This is a genomic window from Nocardiopsis sp. KDC1DS13DA1, from assembly GCF_055632325.1.
On the sequence record NZ_JBVMUY010000035.1, the window covers coordinates 264,006 to 288,044 of the forward strand.

Genomic DNA, 24,039 nt, shown 5'->3' on the forward strand with positions numbered 1-24,039 from the left:
TGCATATGTAAGCACGCTCAGCTGTCTTGACGTGGGCGCGCCAGGGGAGAAGGCTTTGTGGAATGTCACCCCTTGAAGCGTCTCCGTTGCCCTCGCGAGGCGACACGGTGGCCGGGATACGCCCGGAGCACCGCAACCTCGTCAACGGGCGTGTGCACCTGTCCCCGTACGACCCCAAGTGGCCCTACCTGTTCAGGCGCGAGTCCGAGCGGGTCGGCTCGGCTCTCGGTGACCGCGTCCTGCGGTTCGAGCACGTCGGGTCCACCGCCGTGCCCGGCCTGGCCGCCAAGCCCTGCGTCGACCTCCTGCTCGTCGTCGCCGACTCCGCGGACGAACCCGCCTACCTCCCCGACCTGGAGGCCGCCGGGTACAGCCTCGTCATCCGCGAACCCCACTGGTACGAGCACCGCGTGCTCAAGGGCCCCGCCGTCAACCTCAACCTGCACGTCCTCACCGACGGCTGCGTCGAGATCGAGCGGATGTGCGCCCTGCGCGACCGGTTGGTCGCCGACGCCGACGCCCGCGAGCGCTACGAGTCCCACAAACGCGCCCTGGCCGAACGCACCTGGGACCGGATCCAGGACTACGCCGACGCCAAGTCCGAGGTCATCGAGGCGATCCTCGCCGAGGCCGGGGCGCCGGGCCCCGACGCCGGCCACGGAGGGAGCGGGCAGCACGCGGATCCGGCCGAGTTCTGAGCCCCGGCGCCCGTCGACGACCCGCCCGGGGCCGACCGTGCCGCCGCGGCCCGCCTGCTCCCGGTCGGCCGCGGGCCGAGGCCGACGGCGGCGGCACCGGGACCCGTCCCCTCAGCCCAGTGACCGCAGTTGGTCCTGGAACCACCGGCGGGGCGGCAGCGCCACGGCGGCCTCCCGGAGCCGCTCGCGCCGGGCCCGGCGCTCGTCCGCGCCCATCGACAGCGCCCGGTGCAGCGCCTCAGCGGTCTCCGCGGTGTCGTAGGGGTTGACCAGCAGCGCGTCCCGGCCCAGTTCGTCGGCCGCACCCGCCTCGCGCGACAGCACCAGCACCGAGTCCCGCTCCGACAGCACCGGACCCTCCTTGGCCACCAGGTTCATGCCGTCCCGGATCGGGTTGACCATGAGCACGTCGGCCAGCTGGAAGGAGGCCAGCGAACGCGGGTAGTCGTCGTTGACCTCCAGCACCAGCGGCGCCCACTCGGCCGTGCCGAACTCCTCGTTGATCTCCTTGGCGACGCGCAGCACCGCGTCGGTGTACTCCTGGTACTCGGGCACGTCCCCGCGGCTCGGGTAGGCGAACGCCAGGTGCGTGACCCGACCGCGCCACTCCGGGTGCGCGGTCAGCAGCTCCCGGTACGCCTCCAGGCCCCGCACGATGTTCTTGGACAGCTCCGTGCGGTCCACCCGAACGATCAGCCGGGTGTCCCCGACGACCTCCTCCAGCGTCTCCCGGCGCTCCGCGACGCGGGGGTCCGCCGCGCTCGCGCGCAGCCCCTCCTCGTCCGCGCCCAGCGCGTGCACGCCGACCTCGACCACCCGTCCGCCGTGCTCGACCGTGCGCTTGGCCGGGTCCACGTCGGCGTTCAGGATCTGCGCGCAGCAGCGCAGGAACGCGTCGGCCCAGCGCGGGCTGTGGAAGCCCAGGCGGTCGGCGCCGAGCATGCCCTCCAGCAGTTCGCGGGCGACCTGGTCGGGCAGCATCCGGAAGTACTCCGGCGGGGCCCACGGGGTGTGCGAGAAGTGCGCGATCCGCAGGTCGGGGCGGCGGGCGCGCAGGATCCGCGGCACCAGCGCCAGGTGGTAGTCCTGCACCGCCACGCGCGCGTGGTCGGCCGCCCCGGCCACCAGGGCCTCGGCGAACGCGTTGTTGTAGGCGGTGAAGTCCTCCCACCGCCGACGGAACCCGGAGCCGAAGGACGGCTTGTTCGGGGTGTCGTACAGCATGTGCTGCGTGAACCACAGGGTCGAGTTGGCGACCCCGGTGTAGGCGCCCGCGAAGGTCTCCTCCGGAATGTCCAGCATGTGGACGCGCATGCCCTCCAGGTCGTGCGCGCGGTCCAGACGGGCCCCGGGGGCCTCGGCGGCGGCGCGGCGGTCGGAGGGCGACAGGGCGGCGCACACCCAGAGGCCGTCGATCTCGGAGGCCACCGAGATCATCCCCGACACGAGCCCTCCGCCGCCCCGGCGGTACTCCAGGGAGCCGTCGTCGGTGGTCGAGAAGGACACGGGTCCCCGGTTGGAGGCGATGAGGATCTGTGCCTTGTCCACGTGCTCGTCCTCTCGGTGGCGCGGAAGGGTCTGCCGCCCGTGAGCGGGGGTGGCGCGGGGCGGGGTGTTCCCTGGAGTCTCGCCTGCGGGCCGGGGGCCCAAACCCGTGCGCGGGCAACGCGGGCGCGCGTCACACCGCCGAAACGGAGCACGTGCACCCGGACAGCCCTGACCAGGGGGCATCTCAGCATGTGAGCGGGTTCGTGTAATCCAGGTCACCACATGTGGAAAGCCGGTCAACGCGTCGGTTACAGTGACCATGCGGATTCGACAGGATCGGCGCACAATTTCATATTGCTCATCCAGAGGGGTGGAGGGACCGGCCCTGCGAAGCCCCGGCAACCATCTCAGCATGCGATACTCGCGCTCCTCGCGAGGCGGCTGGGGCAGGTGCCAACTCCGGCCTGGGGTCAAGGTGGCCACCAGGAAAGATGAGGGGAGACGCCTCGCCATGGCGATTGCCGCCACCGAACCCACCTCCGTCCGCTCCTTCGGCCCCGCGACCGCGCTGTCCTGTCGCGAGTGCGGCGAGCGCTACGACCTCACCCCCCGGTTCGCCTGCGAGTTCTGCTTCGGCCCCCTTGAGGTCGCCTACGACTTCGGGACCGTCACCCGCGCCGACATCGAGAGCGGCCCGAACAACATCTGGCGCTACCGCTCCCTCCTCCCGGTGCCGGCCAACGTCGCCGAGCTCCCGAACATGAACCCCGGCCTGACCCCCCTGGTCCGCGCCGACCGCCTCGCCGCCGAGCTCGGCCTCGACTCCCTCCACGTCAAGGACGACTCCGGCAACCCGACCCACTCCTTCAAGGACCGCGTGGTCGCCATCGCCGTCGAGGCCGCCCGCACCTTCGGGTTCACCACCCTGTCCTGCTCCTCCACGGGCAACCTCGCCGGTGCGGTGGGCGCCGCCGCGGCCCGCGCCGGGTTCGAGTCCTGCGTGTTCATCCCCGCGGGCCTGGAGGAGGGCAAGGTCGTCATGGCCGCCGTCTACGGCGGCAAGGTCGTGGCGATCGACGGCAACTACGACGACGTCAACCGCTTCTGCTCCGAGCTCATCGGCGACCCGGCCGGTGAGGGCTGGGGCTTCGTCAACGTGAACCTGCGCCCCTACTACGGCGAGGGCTCCAAGACGCTGGCCTACGAGATCGCCGAGCAGCTCGGCTGGCGGCTGCCCGAGCAGATCGTCATCCCGATCGCCTCGGGGTCCCAGCTGACCAAGATCGACAAGGGCTTCCAGGAGCTCATCAAGCTCGGCCTGGTCCAGGACCGCCCGTACAGGATCTTCGGTGCCCAGGCCACCGGGTGCTCCCCGGTGGCCAAGGCCTGGGAGGCGGGCCACGACGTCATCCAGCCGGTCAAGCCCGACACCATCGCCAAGTCGCTGGCCATCGGCAACCCGGCCGACGGCCCCTACGTCCTGGACATCGCCCAGCGCACCGGCGGATCCGTGGAGCACGTGAGCGACGCCGAGGTGGTCGACTCGATCAACCTCCTCGCCCGTACCGAGGGCATCTTCGCCGAGACGGCGGGCGGGGTCACTACCGGTGTCCTGCGCAAGCTCGTGCGCGAGGGCAGGCTCGACCCGAAGGCCGAGACCGTCGTCCTCAACACCGGTGACGGACTCAAGACCCTCAACGCCGTGGACGCGGGCGTGACCGCCACGATCGCCCCCTCCCTGACCGCGTTCGCCGAGGCCGGCCTGCTGTAACGGACGACGCGGCCACCCGCGACGAACCCGCGGGGCCCGGAGACCGTTCCCGGACCCCGCCCCACCCGACGAAGGAAGAACACCCACATGAGCGCCAGCGTCCGCGTGCCCACCATCCTGCGCACCTACACCGACGACGCCTCCCAGGTGACCGCCGAGGGTACGACCCTCGCCGAGGTCATCGACGACCTGGAGGCCAACTACCCGGGCATCCGCGCCCGGATCCTCGACGACGCGGGCAAGGTCCGCCGGTTCGTCAACGTCTACGTGGGAGACGAGGACGTGCGCTTCGAGAAGGGCCTCCAGACCGAGGTGGCCGACGGTGCCCAGGTCTCGATCATCCCCGCCGTCGCCGGGGGCTGCTGAGTCGCGGCCCGGACGGCGTTCCCGCGGCCGGGGCGGTCCCGCCTCCTTCCCCCCGGGGGAGACGGGGCCGCCCCGTCCGCGGTGTCCGGGGCCGGGCCGTCCCCGGTTTCGCCCCTCGTAGGCTGGGACGCATCGAGTTCGGACGAGGGTGGCGATGTCGGCGACACGGTTGTTGGTCCTGGGCGTGGTGCGGATGCACGGTCAGGCGCACGGGTATCGGGTGGGGCGGGAGCTGCTCTCCTGGAACGCCGGAGAGTGGGCCAACGTCAAGTGGGGGTCGATCTACCACGCCCTGCGCAAGCTCAGCCGGGAGGGCAGGCTCCGGGAGTTCGTCGCCGAGGGCGACGAGGTGGTGGACCGCACCTCCTACGAGATCACCGACGACGGCGAAACCGAGTTCCACCGGTTGCTGCGCGCGGCGTTGAGCCACTCCGGCCACGACCACGCACTGCTCTGCGCGGGGGTCACCCTGCTGACCGCGCTGCCGAGGGACGAGGCGATCGCGATGCTGGAGCGCCGTCTGGCCGGGCTGGAGGCGGTCGGCGCCGAGGTGGACGCGGAGCTGGGCCGGGAGCGCGGCAGGCCGCCGCACGTGGCGGAGCTGTTCGGGCTCTGGCGGACGACGGTCGGAGCCGAGACCGGGTGGACCCGCCAGCTCATCGCCTCGCTGCGTGAGGGGCGCTACACCATGGCCGACGACGGCCCCGGCGCCTTCGGCCTGCCTCCCGGCGCGGGCTGACCGTCTCCCTATCTCTCGCCGCCCGCGGTCCTGAGCAGCCACGCGTTGGCCTCGGCCGCCTCGTTCGTGCGCTGGGACAGGGCGAGCCGGGCGGCCCGGAGGGCGGTGTCGGAGGCCAGGTCCGGGGCTCCGGCCAGGGCTCCGTGGGAGCGCCCGCGGGTCTCGGCGAGGACGTCGGCGTAGGCGTCGCCGGTTCCGGCCAGCCGTTGGCACTGCTCCCACTCCTCGTGCGCGGCCAGCGCCCGGTCGACCGGTCTGACGTAGGACTCGATCCGCGCGACGGCCGCCCTGTGGGAGGCGCGCGCCTCGGTGAGCACCGCGACCTGGGGGCGCATGGCCGCGCGGACCCGGTCGGAGGCGGCTCGGGAGCGCAGCGCGTCGATCTCCTCCGCGAGCGGGGCGATACGCCTCATCGACTCGGCCAGCCGCCACTCCTCCTCCCGGAGCACCAGCAGCGCGTCCCGTCCGTCGAAGCCGGGCGCCAGGACCTCCCGTGCCCTCTCCACGCTGCCGGCGGCCCGCTGCACCCGCCGCAGGCGGGCGCGGTCGTCACCGGCCAGTTCGCCGGGGAGGACGAACCGGTCGCGGGGGACGCGGACCTCCCGGGCGGGCGCCTTCGAGATGAAGATCCCGCAGGTCAGGAGGTGGAGGCAGCCGAACGGGAGCCACGTCCCGAAGGCGGACATCGCCATGGCCCAGATCCACCAGGGGAAGATGCTCATCGCGCCCAGCCCCAGCGGGGTCCGCCACCGGCCCTCCTCCGCCCTGGACGGCAGGTAGAGGAACAGGCTGGCGCATCCGGCGCCGACCCCCCACCACCGCCCGAACAGGTGCTCGACGACCGCGATGAGCGCGATCGCGAGCACCAGGACGACCGCGCCGCGCACCGCCCGGTCCCGGCGGGCCCGGTGGACGACGGGCTCGGTTCCGGCCTCGGCGGGCAGGAGCGAGTCGGGATCCTCGCGCACGGCCTCGTGCATCGCCGCGGGAAGCGTCGGGTCGAGGATGGGGCGGTCGCTCATGTGGTGGCCGATCCGTGTCTGTGCGGCTCCGGGGGAGGGCCGCCGTCGTTGTGGATCGGACGCCCTGGCGGGGCCCCGGGTTCCGTCGGCGAACCACCGTGACGGTGTCGGCGCGCGGCCGTCGGCGGTGTCGGGTCGTCCGAGGGTTCGTATTAAAACTTGAACACCAGCTTCGGGTGGGGCACACTCGTCCTCGCATTCAAGTTTTAATACTGGAGCGAGGATGATCCACACACGAGAGCTGACCCGGACCTTCCGGGTCGGCAAGCAGACGGTCGAGGCCGTCCGAGGCGTCGACATCGACGTCGGGGAGGGCGAGTTCGTCGCCCTCCTGGGGCCCAACGGGGCGGGTAAGTCCACCACGCTGCGCATGCTCACCACGCTGCTCGAACCCAGCTCGGGCACCGCGCGCGTCGCCGGACACGACGTACGCGCCGAGCCCGCCGAGGTCCGCCGCCGGATCGGGTTCGTCGGCCAGGGGCACGGTGCGGGCGACGACCAGCGGGCCCGCGACGAGCTGTACACCCAGGGCCTGCTGTACGGGCTCGACCGGCGCACCGCCCGCCGCCGCACCGGCGAACTGCTGGAACTGCTGGAGCTCGACGGCGCGGCCGACCGGGTGGGCAACGCCCTCTCCGGCGGCCAGCGCCGCCGCCTCGACATCGCGATGGGGCTGATCCACCGGCCCGGGCTGCTGTTCCTCGACGAGCCCTCCACCGGACTCGACCCCCAGAGCCGCGCCAACCTGTGGGAGCACGTCGCCCGCCTGCGGGAGGAGTTCGGCACGACCGTCGTGGTGACCACCCACTACCTGGAGGAGGCGGACGGCGCGGCCGAGCGGGTCCTGGTCATCGACCACGGCCGGGTCATCGCCGACGGCACCGCCGACGAGCTCAAGGGCGGGGTCTCCGGCGACCTGGTCACGTTCACCGCGGAGGACGGGTCCGCAGCCAGGCTGGGGGCGGAGGTGGCCGGGGCGCTGCCGCGGGCGGGCGCGGCCGAGGTCGTCGAGGCGCCGGGGCGCGATCCGGAGGTCCGCGTCCGCGTGGAGCGCGGCGACTCCGCCCTTCCGGGGCTGCTCCGGTCGCTCGACGCGGCCGGGGTCGCCCCCCGGTCCGTGAGCGTGCACCGGCCGACGCTCGACGACGTCTTCCTGACCCTGACCGGACGCAGCCTGCGCGAGGAGGAGCGATGAGCACGCAGACGAAGCCCGCGGCACGGCCGACGGGCGCGCCGACGGTGGCGGCGCGGGGGAGGACGACGGTGGCGCGCGACGTCTGGATCGTCTTCCAGCGGCAGGGGAGGCTGGTGCTGCGGCGTCCGGCGCTGATCCTGTTCGGGATGTTGCAGCCGGTGCTCTACCTGGTGCTGTTCTCCCCGCTCCTGGACGGGCTCGGCGGTCCGACGGGAGAGGGGTCCTGGCGGTGGTTCGTGCCGGGGCTCCTGGTCATGCTCGCGCTGTTCGCCAGCGGGTTCGCGGGGTTCGGCCTCCTGCCCGAGCTGGCGTCGGGCGCGCACGAGCGGCTGCTGGCCTCACCGGTGAGCCGGGTCGCGCTGCTGCTCGGCCGGGTGCTGGCGGACGCGACGATGATGTGCACGCAGATGCTGCTCATCCTCGTGCTCGTCGTCGCGTTCGGGTTCCGGATCCCGCCGCTGGGAGCCGTCGTGGGACTGGCGCTCCTGGTCGTGCTCGGGGTGGGACTGTCCACCCTGTCGTACCTGGTGGCGCTGGCGGCCGGGCAGACCTACGTCTTCGCGCCGATCGTCCAGGGGGCGCTGATGCCGCTCATGCTGCTGTCGGGGGTGCTGCTGCCGATGGACCTGGCGCCGGGGTGGCTGTACGCGCTGTCGCGGCTGAACCCGGTCTCGTACGTGGTGGACGCCGAGCGCGCCCTGTTCGCGGGCGAGTGGGGGTCCGCGGTGGGTGTGGGATGGGCCGTCGCGCTCGGCCTGGCGGCCGCGGCACTCACCCTCGGCGCCCGCTCCACGCGCAGGTCGGCACGGTGAACCGGCCGGTCCGCCGCACGGCGGACCGGCCCGCACGTCCGTGTCCACTCAGCGCGAAATCCGCACGTCGCATCGGATCGTCGCAGGTAAACGCTGGTGAGAGGGCTGTGGAAATCGTGACCACATCGTTTGCACTCTCCATGGGCGAGTGCTAAAAAGGGACCTGGTTAGCACTCGACTTTCCTGAGTGCTAAGCCGGATCGAGGCTGCGAGATCGCGGTTCCCGACAGCGGGGTTGTCGGGGTGGCCGCGGTCGTCCGTCGCGGGCGCACGCCTCGTCCCATCGCGTATCAGCCCGGTCACGGGAGGACAAGAACTCAATGGCAGCCAAACTGATCGCGTTCGACGAGGAGGCCCGTCGCGGCCTCGAGCGCGGTATGAACCAGCTCGCTGACGCCGTCAAGGTCACGCTCGGCCCCAAGGGCCGCAACGTCGTCCTGGAGAAGAAGTGGGGCGCCCCCACGATCACCAACGACGGTGTCTCCATCGCCAAGGAGATCGAGCTCGAGGACCCCTGGGAGAAGATCGGGGCCGAGCTGGTCAAGGAGGTCGCCAAGAAGACCGACGACGTCGCGGGTGACGGCACCACCACCGCCACCGTGCTCGCCCAGGCGCTCGTCCGCGAGGGTCTGCGCAACGTCGCCGCCGGCGCCAACCCGGTCGGTCTCAAGCGCGGCATCGAGGCCGCCGTGGCCCGCATCAACGAGGAGCTCGGCAACCTCTCCAAGGACGTCGAGACCAAGGAGCAGATCGCCTCCACCGCCTCGATCTCCGCCGGCGACACCCAGATCGGCGAGACCATCGCCGAGGCGATGGACAAGGTCGGCAAGGAAGGCGTCATCACCGTCGAGGAGGGGCAGACCTTCGGGCTCGAGCTGGAGCTCGCCGAGGGCATGCGCTTCGACAAGGGCTACATCTCGCCCTACTTCGCCACCGACCTTGAGCGCATGGAGACGGTCCTCGAGGACCCCTACATCCTCATCGTCAACTCCAAGATCTCCAACAACAACGAGTTCCTTCCCGTTGTGGAGAAGGTCCTCCAGGCCGGCCGTCCGCTGATGGTCATCGCCGAGGACGTCGAGCAGGGCGCGCTCCAGACCCTGGTCGTCAACAAGATCCGCGGCACCTTCAAGTCCGTCGCCGTCAAGGCCCCGGGCTTCGGTGACCGCCGCAAGGCCCAGCTCGGCGACATCGCCGTGCTGACCGGCGGCCAGGTCATCACCGAGGAGGTCGGCCTCAAGCTGGAGAACACCGAGCTCGACATGCTCGGCCGCGCCCGCAAGGTCGTCGTCACCAAGGACGAGACCACCATCGTGGACGGCGCCGGTGACGCCACCGCGATCGCCGGTCGCGTCAACGAGATCCGCAACGAGATCGAGCGCACCGACTCCGACTACGACCGCGAGAAGCTCCAGGAGCGTCTCGCCCGCCTGGCCGGCGGCGTGGCCGTCATCAAGGCCGGTGCCGCCACCGAGGTGGAGCTCAAGGAGCGCAAGCACCGCATCGAGGACGCCGTCCGCAACGCCAAGGCCGCGGTCGAGGAGGGCATCCTGCCCGGCGGTGGCGTCGCCCTGCTCCAGGCCAGCGTCCCGGCCTTCGAGAAGCTCGACGTGGACGGCGACGAGGCCATCGGCGCCGACATCGTCCGCCGCGCCATCGCCGAGCCGCTGAAGCAGATCGCCGTGAACGCCGGCCTCGAGGGCGGCGTCGTGGCGGACAAGGTCAAGAACCTGGAGCCCGGGTTCGGCCTCAACGCCGCCACCGGTGAGTACGCCGACCTGTTCAAGGAAGGCGTCATCGACCCGACCAAGGTGACCCGTTCCGCTCTGCAGAACGCCGCCTCCATCGCCGGTCTGTTCCTGACCACCGAGGCCGTCATCGCCGAGAAGCCGGAGAAGGCCGCGGCTCCCGCCGCCGACCCGACCGGTGGCATGGGCGGCATGGACTTCTAGGCTCCGCCTGGAGTCCGAGGTCCGGATACGCGACCTCGCCCGCGACGACCGGGTGGCCCCTTCCGGGGCCGCCCGGTTTCGCTGTTCCCGGGGTCCCCCGCCGACCGGACGCACGCCGGGGGCCGCGCCCGAGAGCCCGGGCGCGGCCCCTGTGCGGATACGGCGAAGCCCGGCGCCGTCCTGCGGGGAGGGCGGAACCGAACGCGGGGGCTGGGGTGGCGGGACTGGTGGCGGCCGGTCCCCGGACGTGTTACCGGTCGCGCGTCGCGAGGAACGCGACGAGCGAGGACAGGAGCCACACGGCTCCCGCCAGTGTCAACGTGACGGTGGTGGGGGCTCCGGCGACGTGGGCCAGGCCGCCGAGTGCCAGAGGCGGGAAGACCGTGCCGAGAAGGGCGAGGAGCGCGGCTGACGCCCTCTCCACCGGCGAACCGGAACGGGCCCTTCCCTGGAGTCTGCCCCAGGCCCCCTCTGCTCCGATGCTCCCTTCCACCGAGTAGGCCACGGGAGTCCTGTCGAACTCCACGTCGGCGCGGACGCGTGGATCCTCCTCGTCGAGGCGGATCTCCCTGGCGTGGGTCTCATCCCGAGTCTCCCGCGACTGCGGGAACCGTCCCCGGGGTTCTCCCATGGGCCCTCCAGCGTTGAGTTGTGATCGCAGGTTCGGTGTCCGGCGGTGTGCTCGGGGCCTGCCGTCGGCACCGCGTGACGCCGCGGCGTCGAGTGTCCACGGTTGGATCCTAGCACGGGAGGCGCTTCTGATGCATTTGATATACATCAGAAGTATGCTCTTGACACGGTCAATCAGATGCTGTTTATACTGATGACTGCTACAGAGATCGATGTCTATTGATCACCGCGCGGATGCGCCCGCGGGTGGTGAGGGGGGTCGGCGTTCCTGGTGACGGGTCGACGATTCTCGCCGTGTCCCCTTTCGGAGGGCTGGTCTCCGCACGCGAACGGTGCGCGGAGTGCCCGGCGTGTCCTCACGAACTCTGTCGTTCCCCGCAGTCGAACCCCGGAACGAGGTCGTGTCATGTCGCCCAAGAGCACGGGAAGCGAGTTGAGAAACGCCTCCCAGAGCGCCGGACGCCCTGGTGGGCGCCGACCGGGAGGCCCGCAGGTGCGGGTGACCGTCAACCTGACCGCGCGCTCCGCCAAGGCGCTGGAGGAGGCCGTGGCGGCGACGGGCGACACCCAGACCGACGTCATCAACCGTGCCCTCCAGGTGTACGCGTACCTGGAGGAGTCCATGGCCCAGGGGGACCGGATCTACGTGGAGAACGCCGAGCGCCAGGAACGCGAGCGGCTCCGGTTCTTCTGAGCTGGCGTTCCTCGTGTGCCCGGACTCTGTGGTGCGGAGGGGGCCCTCGTTGGCCGGGCGCACGCCCGCGGAGAGGCGCACCTCCGGCAGAGCGCGTCGGGTGTCCACAGCTCCCGCTCTCCGCCCGAACCCGCACGCTCCACAACCGCGGAGGAGGCGGTTCCGCCACGGGATCCGTGATGCCGCGGCGGCACCGCCTCCGGACCCCTTCGACCCGGAGCCGGACACCTCCCGGCTCCCCGGCCCCGACCGGTGGTCTTCCCGACCCCTTCCGCGTGGCCGGTCAGACCCGGATGAGCGTCAGGTACGCGAACCCGAGGGTCTGGCGCATGCCGTGGACGCGGGCGTGCCGGTGCCGGTCCGCCCGTTCGCGGACCTCGTCGGCGTTCGGCGCGCCGGGGTGGTGCGCCAACCACTCCTCCCAGCCCAGCGCGTGACGGTTCTCGAAGTCGTCCCACTCCTCCGCCGAGGCCTCGGACAGCGCGAGCAGGCGGAAGCCGTGCGCCAGGGCGAGGTCCACGAGTTCGGGCAGCGGCCGGTACTGGGCCGGGGGGATGAAGGGCATGGCCGCCGCCTCGGCGTCGGTCGGCGGACGCCGCCAGAAGCACTCCCCGAACAGCAGTCTGCCGCCGGGGCGCACCAGGCCGCCCAGGGCCGTGAGCGCGTTCGCGGTGTGCTCCAGGGGGTCGCCGCCCCACACGTGGGTGGCGCCGCTGTTGACCACCACGTCCGCCGGTTCCCCCTCCCACGCGCCGGCGTCGGCCGCCACCAGCTCGACCCGGTCCGCCAGACCGCGTGCCACGGCGTTGGCCCGGCCGTGTTCGAGACTGCTCTCGTCGAGGTCGACACCGAGGCCGGTGGCGGTGGGGTCGGTCGCCAGCGCGCGCAGCAGGAACTCGGCCCATCCGCAGCCGAGGTCCACCACGCGGCGGTCGGTGAGCGGGCCGAGCGAGCGGATCAGCCGGGCGGCGTGTTCGTCGCGGAGCGGGGCGTTGAAGTCCGCGTTCCGGTACAGCGGCGGGATGTCCGGGGTGGTCAAGGTTCCTCCTGGAGCCGGTGTCGTGGGTCGTCGGGTTCGTTCCGGTGCGGCCTCAGCCGCCGTGCCAGGCGCGCCACAGCCGCGCGTAGGTCCCCGCGCGCGCGAGCAGCTCGTCGTGGGTGCCCAGTTCGCTGATCCGGCCCTCCTCCACCACGGCGATCCGGTCGGCGTCGTGCGCGGTGTGCAGGCGGTGCGCGATCGCGACCACCGTGCGCCCCGCGAGCACGCCGCCCAGGGAACGCTCCAGACGGCGGGCCGAGCGCGGGTCGATCAGCGACGTCGCCTCGTCGAGCACCAGGACCTCCGGATCGGCCAGGACGAGTCGGGCCAGCGCCAGCTGCTGCACGTGGGACGGGTCCAGTGCGGTGTTCCCCGAGCCGACCCGCGTGGCCAGCCCGTCCGGCAGCGCGCGCACCCAGGTGTCGGCGTCCACGGCGGCCAGCGCCTTCCACAGCGTGTCCTCGTCGACCTCCTCGCCGTCCTGCGCGAGGGCCAGGTTCTCCGCGATCGTTCCGCGGAACACGTGGCTCTCCTGGCTCAGCAGGATCGCCCGGCGCCCGCGTCCCCCCGACGGCGGCACCGTCGGCTCCGTGCCGCCCGCCCGCGGTCCCGCGCCGTCCCCGATCGGCGGCACCGGCGCGGTCCCTCCGATCCGGACGGTGCCCGAGGTCGGCGGGTGGACGCCCGCGATCAGCTTGCCCAGCGTCGACTTGCCCGCCCCGCTCGGCCCGACCACGGCCAACCGCTCCCCGGGCCGCACGACGAGGTCGACCCCGTGCAGCACCTCGGCGTCCGTGTAGGCGAACCGCACGTCGTCGACCTCGACCGTCCCCGGGGCCGTGCCCGTGCCCGCGTCCGCGGTCGCGGTCGCGGCCGGAGCGGGGGTCTCCTCCTCGACCAGCCCGACCCCGAGCAGCCGCCGCAGGCTGGTGAAGCCCATCATCACACTGTCGATCTCGTCCACCAGCTTCTCCAGCGGCCGCGCCAGCTGTGAGCTGAGGAAGACCGCGGTCGCGATCTGGCCCACGCTGACCGCGCCGTCCAGGTGGAGGGCCCCCGCGGTCAGGAACGTCAGCGCCACGGGGAACTGGTAGGAGAACTCCAACGGCGGATACCACACGCTCCGCAGCCAGAGGGTGTACCGCTCGGCCAGGTAGGCACGGTGCACCCGCTGGTCGTTGAGCCCGATCTGACGGGCCTGCCGTCCGAGCGCCTCGATCGTGCGCGCTCCCTCCACCGTGTCCGACACCCCCTGGGTGAGGTCGGAGTAGGTCGCCAGCTCACGCACGTACCCGTCCGGTGCCCGCCTGACGTACCACCGTGTGGACACCCACAGCACGAGGACGGAGGGCACCAGGGCCAGCAGCAGCATCGGGTGCACCACACCGATCGCGGTGACCACGACCACCACGGTCACCACGCTCACCACCATCAGCGGCACCGAGTGGCGCACGGTGTGGCTCAGGTGGCCGATGTCGCGTCCGGTGCGCGCCACCAGGTCACCCGTTCCGGCGCGCTCCACGGTGCCCAGCGGCAGGCGCAGGACGTCGTGCACGAACTCCTCGCGCAGCTCCGCCAGCACCCCCTCGCCGAACCGGATCGACAGCGCCACCGACACCAGCACGAACACGGCGTTGACCAGCAGCGATCCGATGATCGCCACCGCCAGCAGATCGACGCTCCCCGCCGGCCCGCCGGCCCGTACGGTGTCGATGACCCGGCCGAGCGCCCACGGGGCGACCAGGGCGCTCAGCGCCGCCACCCCGTACAGGCCGACGACACCGGTGAGCGTCCACCCGTGCTCGCGTCCCGCGCGCCGCAGCCGCCGCCAGACCATGGCGGCCGGGGCGACCGGAAGGCCGTCGACCGGCTGCCAGTCGGCGGCCTCGGGCAGGTGCGGAGCCGGACGTTCCGCGGTCCGGGTCATGGGATCTCCTCCGTCGTGACCTCGCGCAGGACGGTGTCGGCGTACTCGGGCACGTTCGCGAGGAGTTCCGCGTGCCTCCCCTGGGCGACCGTCCGTCCCTCCCGGACGAAGAGCACGTGGTCGGTACGGGCCAGCAGCAGAGGGCTGGTGGTGAACAGGGCGGTCGTCCGGCCGGACCGCTCCACCGGGAGCTTCCGCGCGATGGCGGCCTCCGAGTGGGCGTCCACGGCCGAGGCCGGTTCGACGAGGACGAGGATCTCCGGGTCGAGCCCCAGCGCCCGGGCGAGCCGCAGCCGCTGCTGCTGCCCGCCGGAGTACTCGCGTCCGCGCTCGGTGAGGACGGCGTCCAGCCCCTCCGGCGACTGGCGCACCACGTCGTCGGCGTGCGCGGCGTCGATCACCCGCGCCAGCCGCTCGTTCGACAGCCCGCCGTCCGGGGACAGTTCGTCCCGGAGCCTGCCGGACAGCAGGTGCGCGTCGTTGGTGGCGACCAGCACACGGTCGCGCACCGTGCGACGCGGCAGGTCCCGCAGGCGCACCGCGCGACCGGTGGAGCGTTCGACCAGCTCCGCGTCCCCCTCCTCGCGGTAGCGGCCGAGGCGTTCGGCGATCACCGTCGCGTCGGAGGGGTCGGCGCACACGACGCCGGTCGTCCGCTCCGCCGTGACCGTCACCCCGCTGGCCGGGTCGCGCAGGTCGCACGGGGCCTCCGGTGCCCGGGCCGGGACCGCGGGGTCGGGGTGGTCGTGTTCCAGTGACAGGACGCCGACGATCCGGTGGGCGGCGACCCGCGCCGAGACGTAGAAGGACGCCGTGAAGGTCAGATGGCGCACGGCCGTGCTCAGGGCGGTGGTGTAGCCGTAGAAGGCGACCAGTTGGCCCACGGTGAGCTCGCCCGCCAGCGCGAGCCTGGCCCCGTACCAGACGATCCCCACCAGCAGCAGCCCCGGGAGCAGCTCACGTACGGCCTGGAGGGTCGCGTCGGTCCATCCGACCCGCACCCCGGCCGCGCGCACCCGCTGGGACTCGTCCCGGTACCGGCGGCCGAGGGTGCGCTCCCCGCCCACGCCGCGTAGGACGCGCAGTCCCGACACCAGGTCGCCGGCGATCGTGGTCAGTTCGGCCTGGCGGTCGCGCTGGTGCTGTTGGCGCCGGGAGAGCACCCGCAGCACCGGCACCGTCGAGAGCATGATCAACGGCACCGCGACCAGGACGACCAGGCCGAACGTGACGTGCGACGCCAGCATCAGGGAGCTGGTGACCGCGATGGTGATGACCGCCCCCGGCAGCAGGGCGTTCATCTCGTAGAAGTCGCCGATCCGGTCGATGTCGTCCGTGCCGACCGCCACCACCTCACCGGAGGGCAGCCGCCGGGTGAGGGTCGGGCCCAGGTTCACCGATCGGTCGGTCACCGACTGCACGGTGCGGTAGGCGGAGGCGTACCAGTTGAACGCCTGGGCGCGGTGGAGGAGGTGGAGGAGGGCGACGCCGGCCAGGACGAGGGCGGTGAGGACCCCGAACCAGGACAGGAGGGCGCCGGTGTCACCGTCGGTGAGGCCGGAGTCGACCGCCGCGCCGAGCGCCGCCGAGACGAGGACACCGCAGGTGGTGAAGGCGCCCGCGGTCAGGGCGGCCCATGTCAGGGGGCCCCGCTGCCGGCGGGCGAGCCAGAGCAGGTAGCGGTCGGCGGACCGGTGGTCGGGAACCCCGGGCGGTTCGGGAAGTACGCGCACAGTACAGGGACCCTAACCAGGGGTCCACCGCATCGGCCACTGGTTTTCCGGCCCGCGCTCCGGGGCGCGGAGGGAGCGTTCGCCCCGGATTCAGGGAAGACCCAGGGGGATGCCGGATGCCGGTCGGGGCACCGCCGCGGGACCGTGGAGGACATGAACGGTATCCACGGATCCGGGCGCGCGACGACGGCTGCCCGGCCGGAACGCCCTCCCCTGCTCGTCCGGGTCGTCCTGGTGACGGCGGGCGCCCTGCTGGTCTGGCTGCTGATGGCGTGGGTGGACCGCACCCTCCTCCCGGCCGAGGAGGTGACCACGGCCGGCCGCGTGGTGAACGCGCTGGTCGTCTTCGTCCTGGCCCTACCCCTGGTGTGGGCCGCGCGCCGGTTCCTCGACCGGCGTCCCTGGAGCGGGCTCGGGCTGACCGGGGGCAGGCGGGGCCGCCGGTCGTTCCTCGTCGGCGCCGCCGCCTGGGCACTGCCCGGCGCGGCCGGGGTCGCGCTGTGCGTCGCGATGGGGTGGTCGTCCGTCACGGCCGCCGTGCCCTGGACCGAGCTGCTGCCCGGGGTCCTGCTGCTGGCCGTACTGGTCCTGGTGTTCGAGGCGGTGCCGGAGGAGCTGATCTTCCGCGGCTACCTGTACCGGAACCTCAACGCAGCCATGCCCGCCTGGCTCGCTGTCCTGGCGCAGGCCGCGCTGTTCGCACTGTTCGGCAGCGGGCTGTGGGTGGTCCTGAACGGGTGGGGCGTGCTCGCCGAGCGGCTGCCGCTCCTCCTCGGCATGGGGATCGTGCTGGGCGGGATCCGGCTGGTCACGGGGAACCTGTGGGCGTGCGTGGGCTTCCACCTGGTCTTCCAGACGGTCGCGCAGACCATGCTGAGCAGCGGCTACCTGGAGGTCCGGGGGGTCGAGGCCCTGATGTCGATCGCGTTCCTGGCCCCGTTCGTCTTCGGTGTGCTGACCGCGATGCTGCTGTCGCTCACCACCGGTGACTGGGGGCGCCGGGTGCCGGACCCGATCGCCCGCGACGGCTCCCCGCGCTGACCGGCGCCGCCCGGTGGGCGGGACGGCACCCGCGGAACGGGGGTCAGCGGACCGCACCCTCCTCGTGCAGGAGTTCCACGAGCCTGCGCACCGCCGGGGCGCACCGCCCGCGCTCGCCGAACCCGATCCACTCCAGGTCGGAGATCTCGTTGTCCGCCGCGAGCTCCCCGTCGTGGTCGGCGGCGTAGCAGGTCAGCCGCACGCGGGTGCCGGGGGCCTGGGCGTGCGCGGCCTCGTCGATCACCGCCACCCTGCGGAAGGTCCCCGGACGCAGCTCGACACTGACCTCCTCCCGGGTCTCCCTGGTCACCGCCGCCTCGTCGCTCTCACCCGGCTCCCGCTTCCCACCTGGGATGTAGAGCAGGTCCTTGCCCTCCGACCGGACGCACAGCAGCCGGCCGTCGCGGACGTGGACCCAGGCCAGGGCGTCGATCACGGCGGGTACCCCGGAGGGGGCGGAAGCATTCGCTGACATGGTGGCCACTTTAGGACGGTCCGCGTTCGGGGAAACCCCCACCCCGCGTGACGTGAGGCACTAGCATCCCCGATGCCGACGGTGGCGACCGACCGATCGGTTCCGGCCTCACGGGTTCGCGAAAGGACGTCCGGATGACCACCTTCGGCGGCGGGGACGCGACCACATCCGACAGGACGGGACCGCTGCGGCCGCTCCTGGCGGACACCTCCAGCGGTGGCGTTCCGCCGCAGACCGACGCCCGTCGCGAGGCGGGGGAACGCGCCTACAACCTCTACAGCGCCGCGATCGGGGCGTGCCTGTCCCGGGGGGACACCGCGCGGGCCGGGGTGCTGCTCGGGGAGGAGGCCCTGCTCCCGTTCCGCACCGCCGAGCAGCTCGACCGGGTCAGCGCCGAGCTGTCCCAGGCCGTGGAGGACCTGCGCCGCGTCCCCGTGCCCGTCCCCGGGGGCGCCACACCCGGGGACCCTGGCCCCGGCCCGGACCGGGACGGGCTGGAGGACCTGTTCGACCTGGCGCTGCGGCAGCGCCTCACCGGTCCGGCGCGTGCACGGCCCCGGGTGCTCCTCCTCGGCGGACAGCCGGGCTCCGGGAAGTCGACGCTCCAGCGCCTCCTGCTGTCGGTCCTGCCCGAGGGCACGGTCAGCTACGACGGGGACGACCTGCTGCGCCTGGCGCCCGGCTACGAGTGGGCGATGCGCACCGACGACCGGACCGCCTCGCGGACCCTGCCGCGGCAGGTCGCCGGGCTGCACCAGTTCGCGATGGAGCACGTGCGCGCAGGGCGGACGGACGTCGTGTGCAGCCATCCGCTGGGGCGCGCGGACTGGGCGGCGGAGTGGACGGAGGGTTTCCGGTCGGCGGGGTACCGCGTGGAGGTCGCGTTCGTGGCCACGCACAGCAGCAACAGCGCGTCCGGGGTCGTCGACCGGTACGAGCGCTCCCGCCGTGAGCAGGGTTTCGGCCGGTGGATCACTCCTGAGGGCCACGACCGGTTCTACCTGGGCGTACCCAACAGCATCGAGTTCCTGGAGACGCACCGGCTCGTGGACTCGGTGTTCGTGCTCTCCAGGACCGGTGAGGTGCTCTACGCCAACCACCTCACCGAGGCGGGCGACTGGCGGTCCGAGCCGTTCGGCAGGATCGCCCTGGAGGCCGAGCGGGGGCGCCGGGAGCTGTGGCGGACCGACGGGGCGGTCTGATCCCGGTGCGCCTTTTTGGCATCGTTCGACACCATGGTGATGGATTTGTCAGATATGGTTTGAAGTGGAATTTATGGTGTAATTATTGCGCGTCAGAATATGTTTTCCGTCGGTATATGATCGACGGGTGAAGACCATTCGATTGAGTTTCGCGACCCTGGTGTCCTGCGCTTTTCTGGCCGCCCTCGCCCCGCCCGTCCAGGCGCAGTCCGACGTGGCGGACCCGACGGGGGCCGTGCTCGACCAGGTCAACGGGCTCCGTGACCGCCACTTCGCGCCTCCGCTCGCCCCGGACGCCGGGCTCGCCCAGGGGGCGCAGGCCTGGGCGGACCGCGGGGTGTTCGAGCGCAGTTCCCCCGCGGAGCGCGGCGGAGCCGCGGAAACCCTGTTCTACCAGCGCAGCCGCGATCCGTTGCCCTGTGACGAACGGGTGCTGAGCCGGGCGGTGGACGCCTGGTACGACGAGATCCGCTGGTACGACTTCCGCACGCACAGCGGTCGGTTGCCCACCGGCGATTTCACTCAACTCGTGTGGAAATCGACCGAGCGTGTCGGTATGGGAATCGCGGCCACGCCCCAGAAGGACGGCTTGTACGGCTGCATGGTGGTGGGCCGGTTCGACCCGCCGGGAAACTACGTCGGGCAGTTCGACGAGAACGTGCTGCCGCCGCGGGCGTAGGGTCGCCCCGGGCCGCGCCGTCACGGCGCGGCCCCGCTGCGGCCCGCCTCAGTCCTGGCGGCTGGTGACCTCCAGCAGGTGCATCCCGAACTGGGTCTTCACCGGACCCTGGAGCACGCCGACGGGGGCGGAGAAGACGACCTTGTCGAACTCGGGGACCATCTGTCCCGGAGAGAACGAACCGAGGTTGCCCCCGTCCCTGGACGAGGGGCAGGAGGAGTACTTCCTGGCGACCTCGGCGAAGTCGGCGCCGTTCTCGATCTGCTGCTTCAGCTCCAGTGCCTGCGCTTCGTTGTCGACCAGGATGTGGCGTGCGGTAGCCGTAGCCATGTGCTGTGTCCTCGTTCGTTCGTGAGTATGTCCCGCCGGCCCCGTCGAGGGGCTGGCGGACCTGTCGATGGGGACCGGTTCCGCGGCGGCCGTACGGACGCCGGGCGACCCCCGGATGTCCCGGCCCGACGGGGCCCGCGAAGGGCCGGTGGCGACCGGTGCTTCGGGCGGCCCGCGCGGGTGGGGCACACGCCATCCTAGAACCCCGCGGCCGGTCACTCACGTAGGACTGTCCAGGCGGTGCCGCACCGCTCCCCCTCGTGCGCCGGGCGCGCCCACGGGCCCGTGCGGACGGCCTCTGTGCCGAGCCCGCCCACGGTGGCGCGGCGGTCGTCCACGACATGGACGACCGCCCGATCCCGAGCGGTGAACGCGGCGGGACCGGGCGCCGTCCGGGTTCCGTCCGACGAAGCGTGTCTCCCGCGTCCTCCGCGGCGGAAGGAGCGCAAGGGCGCGGAAGCCTTCGTGCGGAATCCGCCGGGGAGGACGCGGGGTCAGACCCGGTGCAGCCAGAGATAGACCGTGGCACCGCCGTCGCAGGTGTAGTCGTCGTACCTGTCGTGGCTGGACACCTGCTGCTTGCCCACCTCGTGGCAGCGCTCATAGGTCCAGTACCAGGAATAGTACTCCCAGCACGGCGGTTTGTTGCCGTTGCTCTCGCACTGCGGAGTCGGCTCGACGGCCGCGGCGGGGGCGGCCAGTCCGAACGTGGCGGCCGCCGTCAGAACGGCGACGGTGAGTGCCCTGGTGAGTTTCATGTACCACCTCGATCGCGGGCCCGGGCGGAGCGGAAGGACACTCTCCCGGGCGGTGAGACGAAGCGGGCCGCGCCGGAATGGTCGGCCCGGGCTGATGATAGAAACCCAACTGGCAAAGAAAGGGCAAAGCAAAAGCAAACCTGCTGTTTGCCGAGTATTTTTGGTTTTTATTTTCCCATGTGGCATTTAGCGGCTTCGGTCGGTTTCTTCCTTTCTTGCCGCCGTGATGCCCGGAGGCCGTTCAGCCCTCGGGGCGGACCGAGCGCATCGCCTCCCGGTCCTCCTCGCCGAAGCGCTCCTCCAGCTGCTCGGGTGAGGCGTCGAGGTCGATCTGGGGGAGCGGCACCCCGCGCGCGGACTCGATCGCGCCCAGCCGCCGCAGCGCCCGGTTGCCCGCGTACTCGACCAGTTCGCCCGGCGGCAGTTCGTAGCGCTGGTCGGCCGGGTCGTCGGAGGGCGTGTCGCCCCGCTTGACCGTGGTCATCACGTGCGGCAGCAGTTCGTCGAGCCGACCGCGGACCACCTCCCAGTTGGCGTCGTCGGCGGCGACGTGCCTGCGGCAGGTGAAGGTGCCCCACGCCATGTGGCGGCGCTCGTCGTCCCCGATCCTGCGCACGATCTCGCGCATGCCCGGGAAGATGTCGCGCACGGTGCACACGTGGTTCCAGGCGTAGTACCCGGTGAGCGCGAGCGAGCCCTCGATGACGTGGTTGTACGTGACCGACGCCCGCACCTGGTTGCGCGGGCTCGGGTCGTCCAGGAGCGCGTTCAGCGACCCGGGCAGCTCCTCGTAGAACAGCGCGCGGTAGCCGGGGTTGGCGTCGACGTACTCGTGCAGGTCCTCCTGCACTCCGAGCGCGTCCAGCCACAGCCGGAACGCCTGGACGTGCTTGGCCTCCTCGAAGGCGAACTGGGTCAGGTACATCTCGTCGCCGAGCCGGCCCTCCGCCGCCATCGCGCGGATGAACGGCTGGATGTCCTCGGTGACCGCCTCCTCACCCGCCACGAAGAACGCGCACAGCCGCAGGACGCGCGTGCGCGCCGCGTCGTCGAGCCGTTTCCAGTCCTCGGCGTCCTGGCTCAGGTCGATGTCGGCCGGGTTCCAGAAGCGGGCGTTGCCCTTGGCGAACAGGCGGAGCGGAAGGGAGTCCCAGTTCAGGCCCCCACCGCGGAGCGAGTGGAAACCGGTTCTGTGTTCGTTGGCGGCCGTCGGCGTGGCCGGGGTGTCGGACATGGGATGACCTCCAGGGGCGGACTGTCCTCATGATTGGACACAGATGACTCTCGTGTAAAGAGAAAGCGTGCCGTGGATCACGAAAAAACAGAATCTGGTTCGGCAGGGCTGGTCGGGCGCCGACCAGAGGGACGGATACGGTCAACCTCGGCGGCGATCACGCCCCTGCCGAAACGGTACGGTCAGTGGGTGCCGCTCAGACCGACCGCATCGATCGGGGGACGACGTGTTCTGTGGTGATCCCGGCAGCGAGGGTTACACGACCTGCGCGACCCAGACACAGCTCTTCGCGTTGGCCTCCGGGGTTCCCGCCCTCCTCGGGCTGGCCCTGTTCGTCGCCGCGTTCACCGCGCCGTCCGTCCGGGGCGACCGCCTCCTGCGCACCCGCACCCTCACCTACTCCCTCATCGCCTGGGGGATCGCCGTGGGCACGTACGTCATGGGCGGACTGCCGTCGCTGTGATCCGGCGCCCCGCACGGCCCGGGCACGCGGAACCGCCGGGGCGGCCGCGCGCCGGCGGCGGACCCGTCAGATCTCGTCCCCGGACAGCAGATCGCCCGCGTCCGTGATCCGGTAGGCGTACCCCTGCTCGGCGAGGAACCGCTGCCGGTGGGCCGCGTAGTCCTGGTCGAGGGTGTCCCGGGCCACCACGGCGTAGAAGCGCGCGGACCGGCCGTCGGACTTGGGCCGCAGCACCCGGCCGAGCCGCTGGGCCTCCTCCTGGCGGGACCCGAACGACCCCGACACCTGGACGGCCACGCCCGCCTCCGGCAGGTCGATCGAGAAGTTCGCGACCTTGGACACCACCAGCGTCCGCAGTTCACCGGACCGGAAGGCGTCGAACAGCCGCTCCCGCTCCCTGTTGCGGGTCTCGCCCTTGATCACGGGGGCGTCCAGCGACTCGCCCAGCTCGTCCAGCTGATCGATGTAGGACCCGATCACCAGGACCTGGTCCTCGGGGTGGCGCCGTACGATCTCCCGCACCACCGTCGTCTTGGAGTCCGACGAGGCGCAGAACCGGTAGCGGTCCTCCGGCTCCGCGGTCGCGTACGCCAGGCGCTCTGACTCCGACAGGTCCACGCGCACCTCCACGCAGTCCGCCGGGGCGATCCAGCCCTGGTTCTCCATGTCCTTCCACGGCGCGTCGTAGCGCTTCGGGCCGATCAGGGAGAACACGTCCCCCTCGCGGCCGTCCTCGCGCACGAGCGTGGCCGTCAGGCCGAGGCGGCGACGCGCCTGGAGGCCGGCGGTCATCCGGAAGATCGGCGCGGGCAGCAGGTGCACCTCGTCGTAGACCACCAGGCCCCAGTCGCGGGCGTCGAACAGTTCCAGGTGGGTGTACACGCCCTTCCGGCGCGCGGCCATCACCTGGTAGGTCGCGATGGTGACCGGCCGGATCTCCTTGCGCGTGCCGGAGTACTCGCCGATCTCGTCCTCGGTCAGCGACGTGCGCCGGAGCAGCTCCGACCGCCACTGGTGCACCGACACCGTGTTCGTGACCAGGATCAGCGTCGTCGCACCGGTCATCGCCATCGCCGCGGCGCCGACCACGGTCTTGCCCGCACCGCAGGGGAGCACGACGACGCCGGAACCGCCCGCGTGGAAGCTCTCCGCGGCCTCCTTCTGGTAACCGCGCAGCTCCCACCCGTCCTGGTCGAGGTCGATCCGGTGCGCCTCGCCGTCCACGTACCCGGCCAGGTCCTCGGCGGGCCAGCCGATCTTGAGCAGCGCCTGCTTGAGGTTGCCGCGCTCGCTCGGATGCACGGCCACGGAGTCCTCGTCCAGCCGCTCGCCGAGCATGCCCCTGAGCTTGCGGGCGCGCACGACCTCCTCCAGCACCGCACGGTCGGAGGACTCCAGGACCAGGCCGCGCACGGGGTCTCCGACGAGTCGCAGCCGCCCGTAGCGGTCCATCGTCTCGGCGATGTCCACCAGCAGGGAGTGCGGGACGGGGAACCGGGAGAACCGGATCAGGGCGTCGACGACCTGCTCGGCGTCGTGCCCGGCCGCCCTCGCGTTCCACAGCGCCAGCGGGGTGATCCGGTAGGTGTGCACGTGCTCGGGGGCGCGTTCGAGCTCGGCGAAGGGCGCGATGGCACGGCGGCACTCATCGGCGGACTCGTGGTCGACTTCGAGGAGCAGAGTCTTGTCGGACTGGACGATCAGGCAGGACACACGGACCTTCCCAGGAGGGTGGGGCGACGGGCGGGCGCCTGGTGTAACGCGCCCGCCTCCCCGATCATGCCCGGACCG

Annotated in this window: 23 protein-coding genes and 1 riboswitch; of the genes, 12 read left to right on the plus strand and 11 right to left on the minus strand. The window is 72.0% G+C overall.

Going from position 1 to position 24,039, the window contains the following annotated elements; translation table 11 throughout:
• Positions 1-62 precede the first annotated feature (62 nt).
• Positions 63-698 (plus strand): GrpB family protein, encoded by a 636-nt coding sequence (locus tag ACTVAJ_RS23995; RefSeq protein WP_470390496.1) that lies wholly within the window; start codon positions 63-65, stop codon positions 696-698.
• A gap of 111 nt (positions 699-809) precedes the next feature.
• Here the strand turns inward: ACTVAJ_RS23995 and ACTVAJ_RS24000 are convergent, their stop codons facing one another.
• On the minus strand, positions 810-2,246 hold the full coding sequence (locus ACTVAJ_RS24000) for an alpha,alpha-trehalose-phosphate synthase (UDP-forming) (RefSeq protein WP_470390497.1): 1,437 nt from the start codon (positions 2,244-2,246) through the stop codon (positions 810-812).
• A 295-nt stretch (positions 2,247-2,541) separates the two neighbouring features.
• A riboswitch (SAM riboswitch) is annotated at positions 2,542-2,684 on the plus strand.
• Positions 2,685-2,697: 13 nt separating this feature from the next.
• On the opposite strand from ACTVAJ_RS24000, the gene thrC reads away from it, so the two are divergent.
• The 3 genes from thrC (at position 2,698) to ACTVAJ_RS24015 (ending at position 5,062) form a co-directional block, all read left to right on the plus strand.
• Positions 2,698-3,957 carry a threonine synthase gene (thrC, locus tag ACTVAJ_RS24005; protein WP_470390498.1) on the plus strand — a complete coding sequence of 420 codons (1,260 nt, stop codon included), beginning with the start codon at positions 2,698-2,700 and terminating at the stop codon, positions 3,955-3,957.
• Between the two features lie 87 nt (positions 3,958-4,044).
• Complete coding sequence (locus ACTVAJ_RS24010; RefSeq protein ID WP_470390499.1) at positions 4,045-4,323, plus strand: ubiquitin-like small modifier protein 1; 279 nt, start codon at positions 4,045-4,047, stop codon at positions 4,321-4,323.
• Positions 4,324-4,477: 154 nt separating this feature from the next.
• Positions 4,478-5,062: a PadR family transcriptional regulator gene (locus ACTVAJ_RS24015; RefSeq protein WP_470390500.1), complete on the plus strand. Its 585-nt coding sequence runs from the start codon at positions 4,478-4,480 to the stop codon at positions 5,060-5,062.
• 8 nt (positions 5,063-5,070) lie between these two features.
• On the opposite strand, the gene ACTVAJ_RS24020 is transcribed toward ACTVAJ_RS24015, so the two are convergent.
• Complete coding sequence (locus ACTVAJ_RS24020) at positions 5,071-6,084, minus strand: hypothetical protein (RefSeq protein ID WP_470390501.1); 1,014 nt, start codon at positions 6,082-6,084, stop codon at positions 5,071-5,073.
• A 223-nt stretch (positions 6,085-6,307) separates the two neighbouring features.
• Here ACTVAJ_RS24020 and ACTVAJ_RS24025 point away from each other — a divergent pair, with 223 nt between their 5' ends.
• The 3 genes from ACTVAJ_RS24025 to groL all read left to right on the plus strand — a co-directional run bounded on the left by ACTVAJ_RS24025 (position 6,308) and on the right by groL (position 10,043).
• Positions 6,308-7,279 (plus strand): ATP-binding cassette domain-containing protein, encoded by a 972-nt coding sequence (locus ACTVAJ_RS24025; protein WP_470390502.1) that lies wholly within the window; start codon positions 6,308-6,310, stop codon positions 7,277-7,279.
• A complete protein-coding gene (locus tag ACTVAJ_RS24030; protein ID WP_470390503.1) occupies positions 7,276-8,091 on the plus strand; it encodes an ABC transporter permease in 816 nt (271 codons plus the stop codon). The genes ACTVAJ_RS24025 and ACTVAJ_RS24030 overlap by 4 nt, the downstream gene beginning before the upstream one ends.
• 320 nt (positions 8,092-8,411) lie before the next feature.
• Entirely contained in the window at positions 8,412-10,043 is a 1,632-nt protein-coding gene (gene groL, locus ACTVAJ_RS24035) for a chaperonin GroEL (RefSeq protein ID WP_017599315.1), read from the plus strand.
• Positions 10,044-10,293: 250 nt separating this feature from the next.
• Here the strand turns inward: groL and ACTVAJ_RS24040 are convergent, their stop codons facing one another.
• Entirely contained in the window at positions 10,294-10,674 is a 381-nt protein-coding gene (locus ACTVAJ_RS24040; protein WP_470390504.1) for a hypothetical protein, read from the minus strand.
• A gap of 405 nt (positions 10,675-11,079) precedes the next feature.
• On the opposite strand from ACTVAJ_RS24040, the gene ACTVAJ_RS24045 reads away from it, so the two are divergent.
• Positions 11,080-11,367: a ribbon-helix-helix domain-containing protein gene (locus ACTVAJ_RS24045; RefSeq protein ID WP_470390505.1), complete on the plus strand. Its 288-nt coding sequence runs from the start codon at positions 11,080-11,082 to the stop codon at positions 11,365-11,367.
• A 283-nt stretch (positions 11,368-11,650) separates the two neighbouring features.
• Here ACTVAJ_RS24045 and ACTVAJ_RS24050 read toward each other — a convergent pair whose 3' ends face one another.
• The 3 genes from ACTVAJ_RS24050 to ACTVAJ_RS24060 are packed head-to-tail and all read right to left on the minus strand — an operon-like array spanning position 11,651 to position 16,066.
• Positions 11,651-12,406, minus strand: a complete 756-nt coding sequence (locus ACTVAJ_RS24050; protein WP_470390506.1) for an SAM-dependent methyltransferase — start codon at positions 12,404-12,406, stop codon at positions 11,651-11,653.
• Positions 12,407-12,458: 52 nt separating this feature from the next.
• The gene (locus ACTVAJ_RS24055) at positions 12,459-14,333 is read right to left on the minus strand and encodes an ABC transporter ATP-binding protein (RefSeq protein WP_470390507.1); all 1,875 of its coding nucleotides are present in this window, start codon (positions 14,331-14,333) and stop codon (positions 12,459-12,461) included.
• Complete coding sequence (locus tag ACTVAJ_RS24060; RefSeq protein WP_470390508.1) at positions 14,330-16,066, minus strand: ABC transporter ATP-binding protein; 1,737 nt, start codon at positions 16,064-16,066, stop codon at positions 14,330-14,332. Before ACTVAJ_RS24060 ends, ACTVAJ_RS24055 begins: the two co-directional genes overlap by 4 nt.
• A 153-nt stretch (positions 16,067-16,219) precedes the next feature.
• Here ACTVAJ_RS24060 and ACTVAJ_RS24065 point away from each other — a divergent pair, with 153 nt between their 5' ends.
• Positions 16,220-17,107 (plus strand): lysostaphin resistance A-like protein, encoded by an 888-nt coding sequence (locus ACTVAJ_RS24065; protein ID WP_470390509.1) that lies wholly within the window; start codon positions 16,220-16,222, stop codon positions 17,105-17,107.
• 43 nt (positions 17,108-17,150) lie between these two features.
• Here ACTVAJ_RS24065 and ACTVAJ_RS24070 read toward each other — a convergent pair whose 3' ends face one another.
• Complete coding sequence (locus ACTVAJ_RS24070; RefSeq protein ID WP_470390510.1) at positions 17,151-17,582, minus strand: NUDIX hydrolase; 432 nt, start codon at positions 17,580-17,582, stop codon at positions 17,151-17,153.
• A gap of 134 nt (positions 17,583-17,716) precedes the next feature.
• Here ACTVAJ_RS24070 and ACTVAJ_RS24075 point away from each other — a divergent pair, with 134 nt between their 5' ends.
• Together ACTVAJ_RS24075 and ACTVAJ_RS24080 are read left to right on the plus strand one after the other, a co-directional pair.
• Positions 17,717-18,784 carry a zeta toxin family protein gene (locus tag ACTVAJ_RS24075; RefSeq protein WP_470390511.1) on the plus strand — a complete coding sequence of 356 codons (1,068 nt, stop codon included), beginning with the start codon at positions 17,717-17,719 and terminating at the stop codon, positions 18,782-18,784.
• 127 nt (positions 18,785-18,911) lie between these two features.
• Positions 18,912-19,463 (plus strand): CAP family protein, encoded by a 552-nt coding sequence (locus ACTVAJ_RS24080; RefSeq protein WP_470390512.1) that lies wholly within the window; start codon positions 18,912-18,914, stop codon positions 19,461-19,463.
• A gap of 48 nt (positions 19,464-19,511) precedes the next feature.
• Here ACTVAJ_RS24080 and ACTVAJ_RS24085 read toward each other — a convergent pair whose 3' ends face one another.
• The 3 genes from ACTVAJ_RS24085 to ACTVAJ_RS24095 form a co-directional block, all read right to left on the minus strand.
• Complete coding sequence (locus ACTVAJ_RS24085; RefSeq protein WP_470390513.1) at positions 19,512-19,793, minus strand: peptidylprolyl isomerase; 282 nt, start codon at positions 19,791-19,793, stop codon at positions 19,512-19,514.
• A gap of 494 nt (positions 19,794-20,287) precedes the next feature.
• Positions 20,288-20,551, minus strand: a complete 264-nt coding sequence (locus tag ACTVAJ_RS24090; RefSeq protein WP_470390514.1) for a hypothetical protein — start codon at positions 20,549-20,551, stop codon at positions 20,288-20,290.
• Positions 20,552-20,792: 241 nt separating this feature from the next.
• Positions 20,793-21,785 (minus strand): R2-like ligand-binding oxidase, encoded by a 993-nt coding sequence (locus tag ACTVAJ_RS24095; protein ID WP_470390515.1) that lies wholly within the window; start codon positions 21,783-21,785, stop codon positions 20,793-20,795.
• A gap of 226 nt (positions 21,786-22,011) precedes the next feature.
• On the opposite strand from ACTVAJ_RS24095, the gene ACTVAJ_RS24100 reads away from it, so the two are divergent.
• Complete coding sequence (locus ACTVAJ_RS24100) at positions 22,012-22,248, plus strand: hypothetical protein (protein WP_470390516.1); 237 nt, start codon at positions 22,012-22,014, stop codon at positions 22,246-22,248.
• Positions 22,249-22,314: 66 nt separating this feature from the next.
• On the opposite strand, the gene ACTVAJ_RS24105 is transcribed toward ACTVAJ_RS24100, so the two are convergent.
• Positions 22,315-23,961 carry a DNA repair helicase XPB gene (locus tag ACTVAJ_RS24105; protein ID WP_470390517.1) on the minus strand — a complete coding sequence of 549 codons (1,647 nt, stop codon included), beginning with the start codon at positions 23,959-23,961 and terminating at the stop codon, positions 22,315-22,317.
• Between the last annotated feature and the right edge of the window lie 78 nt (positions 23,962-24,039).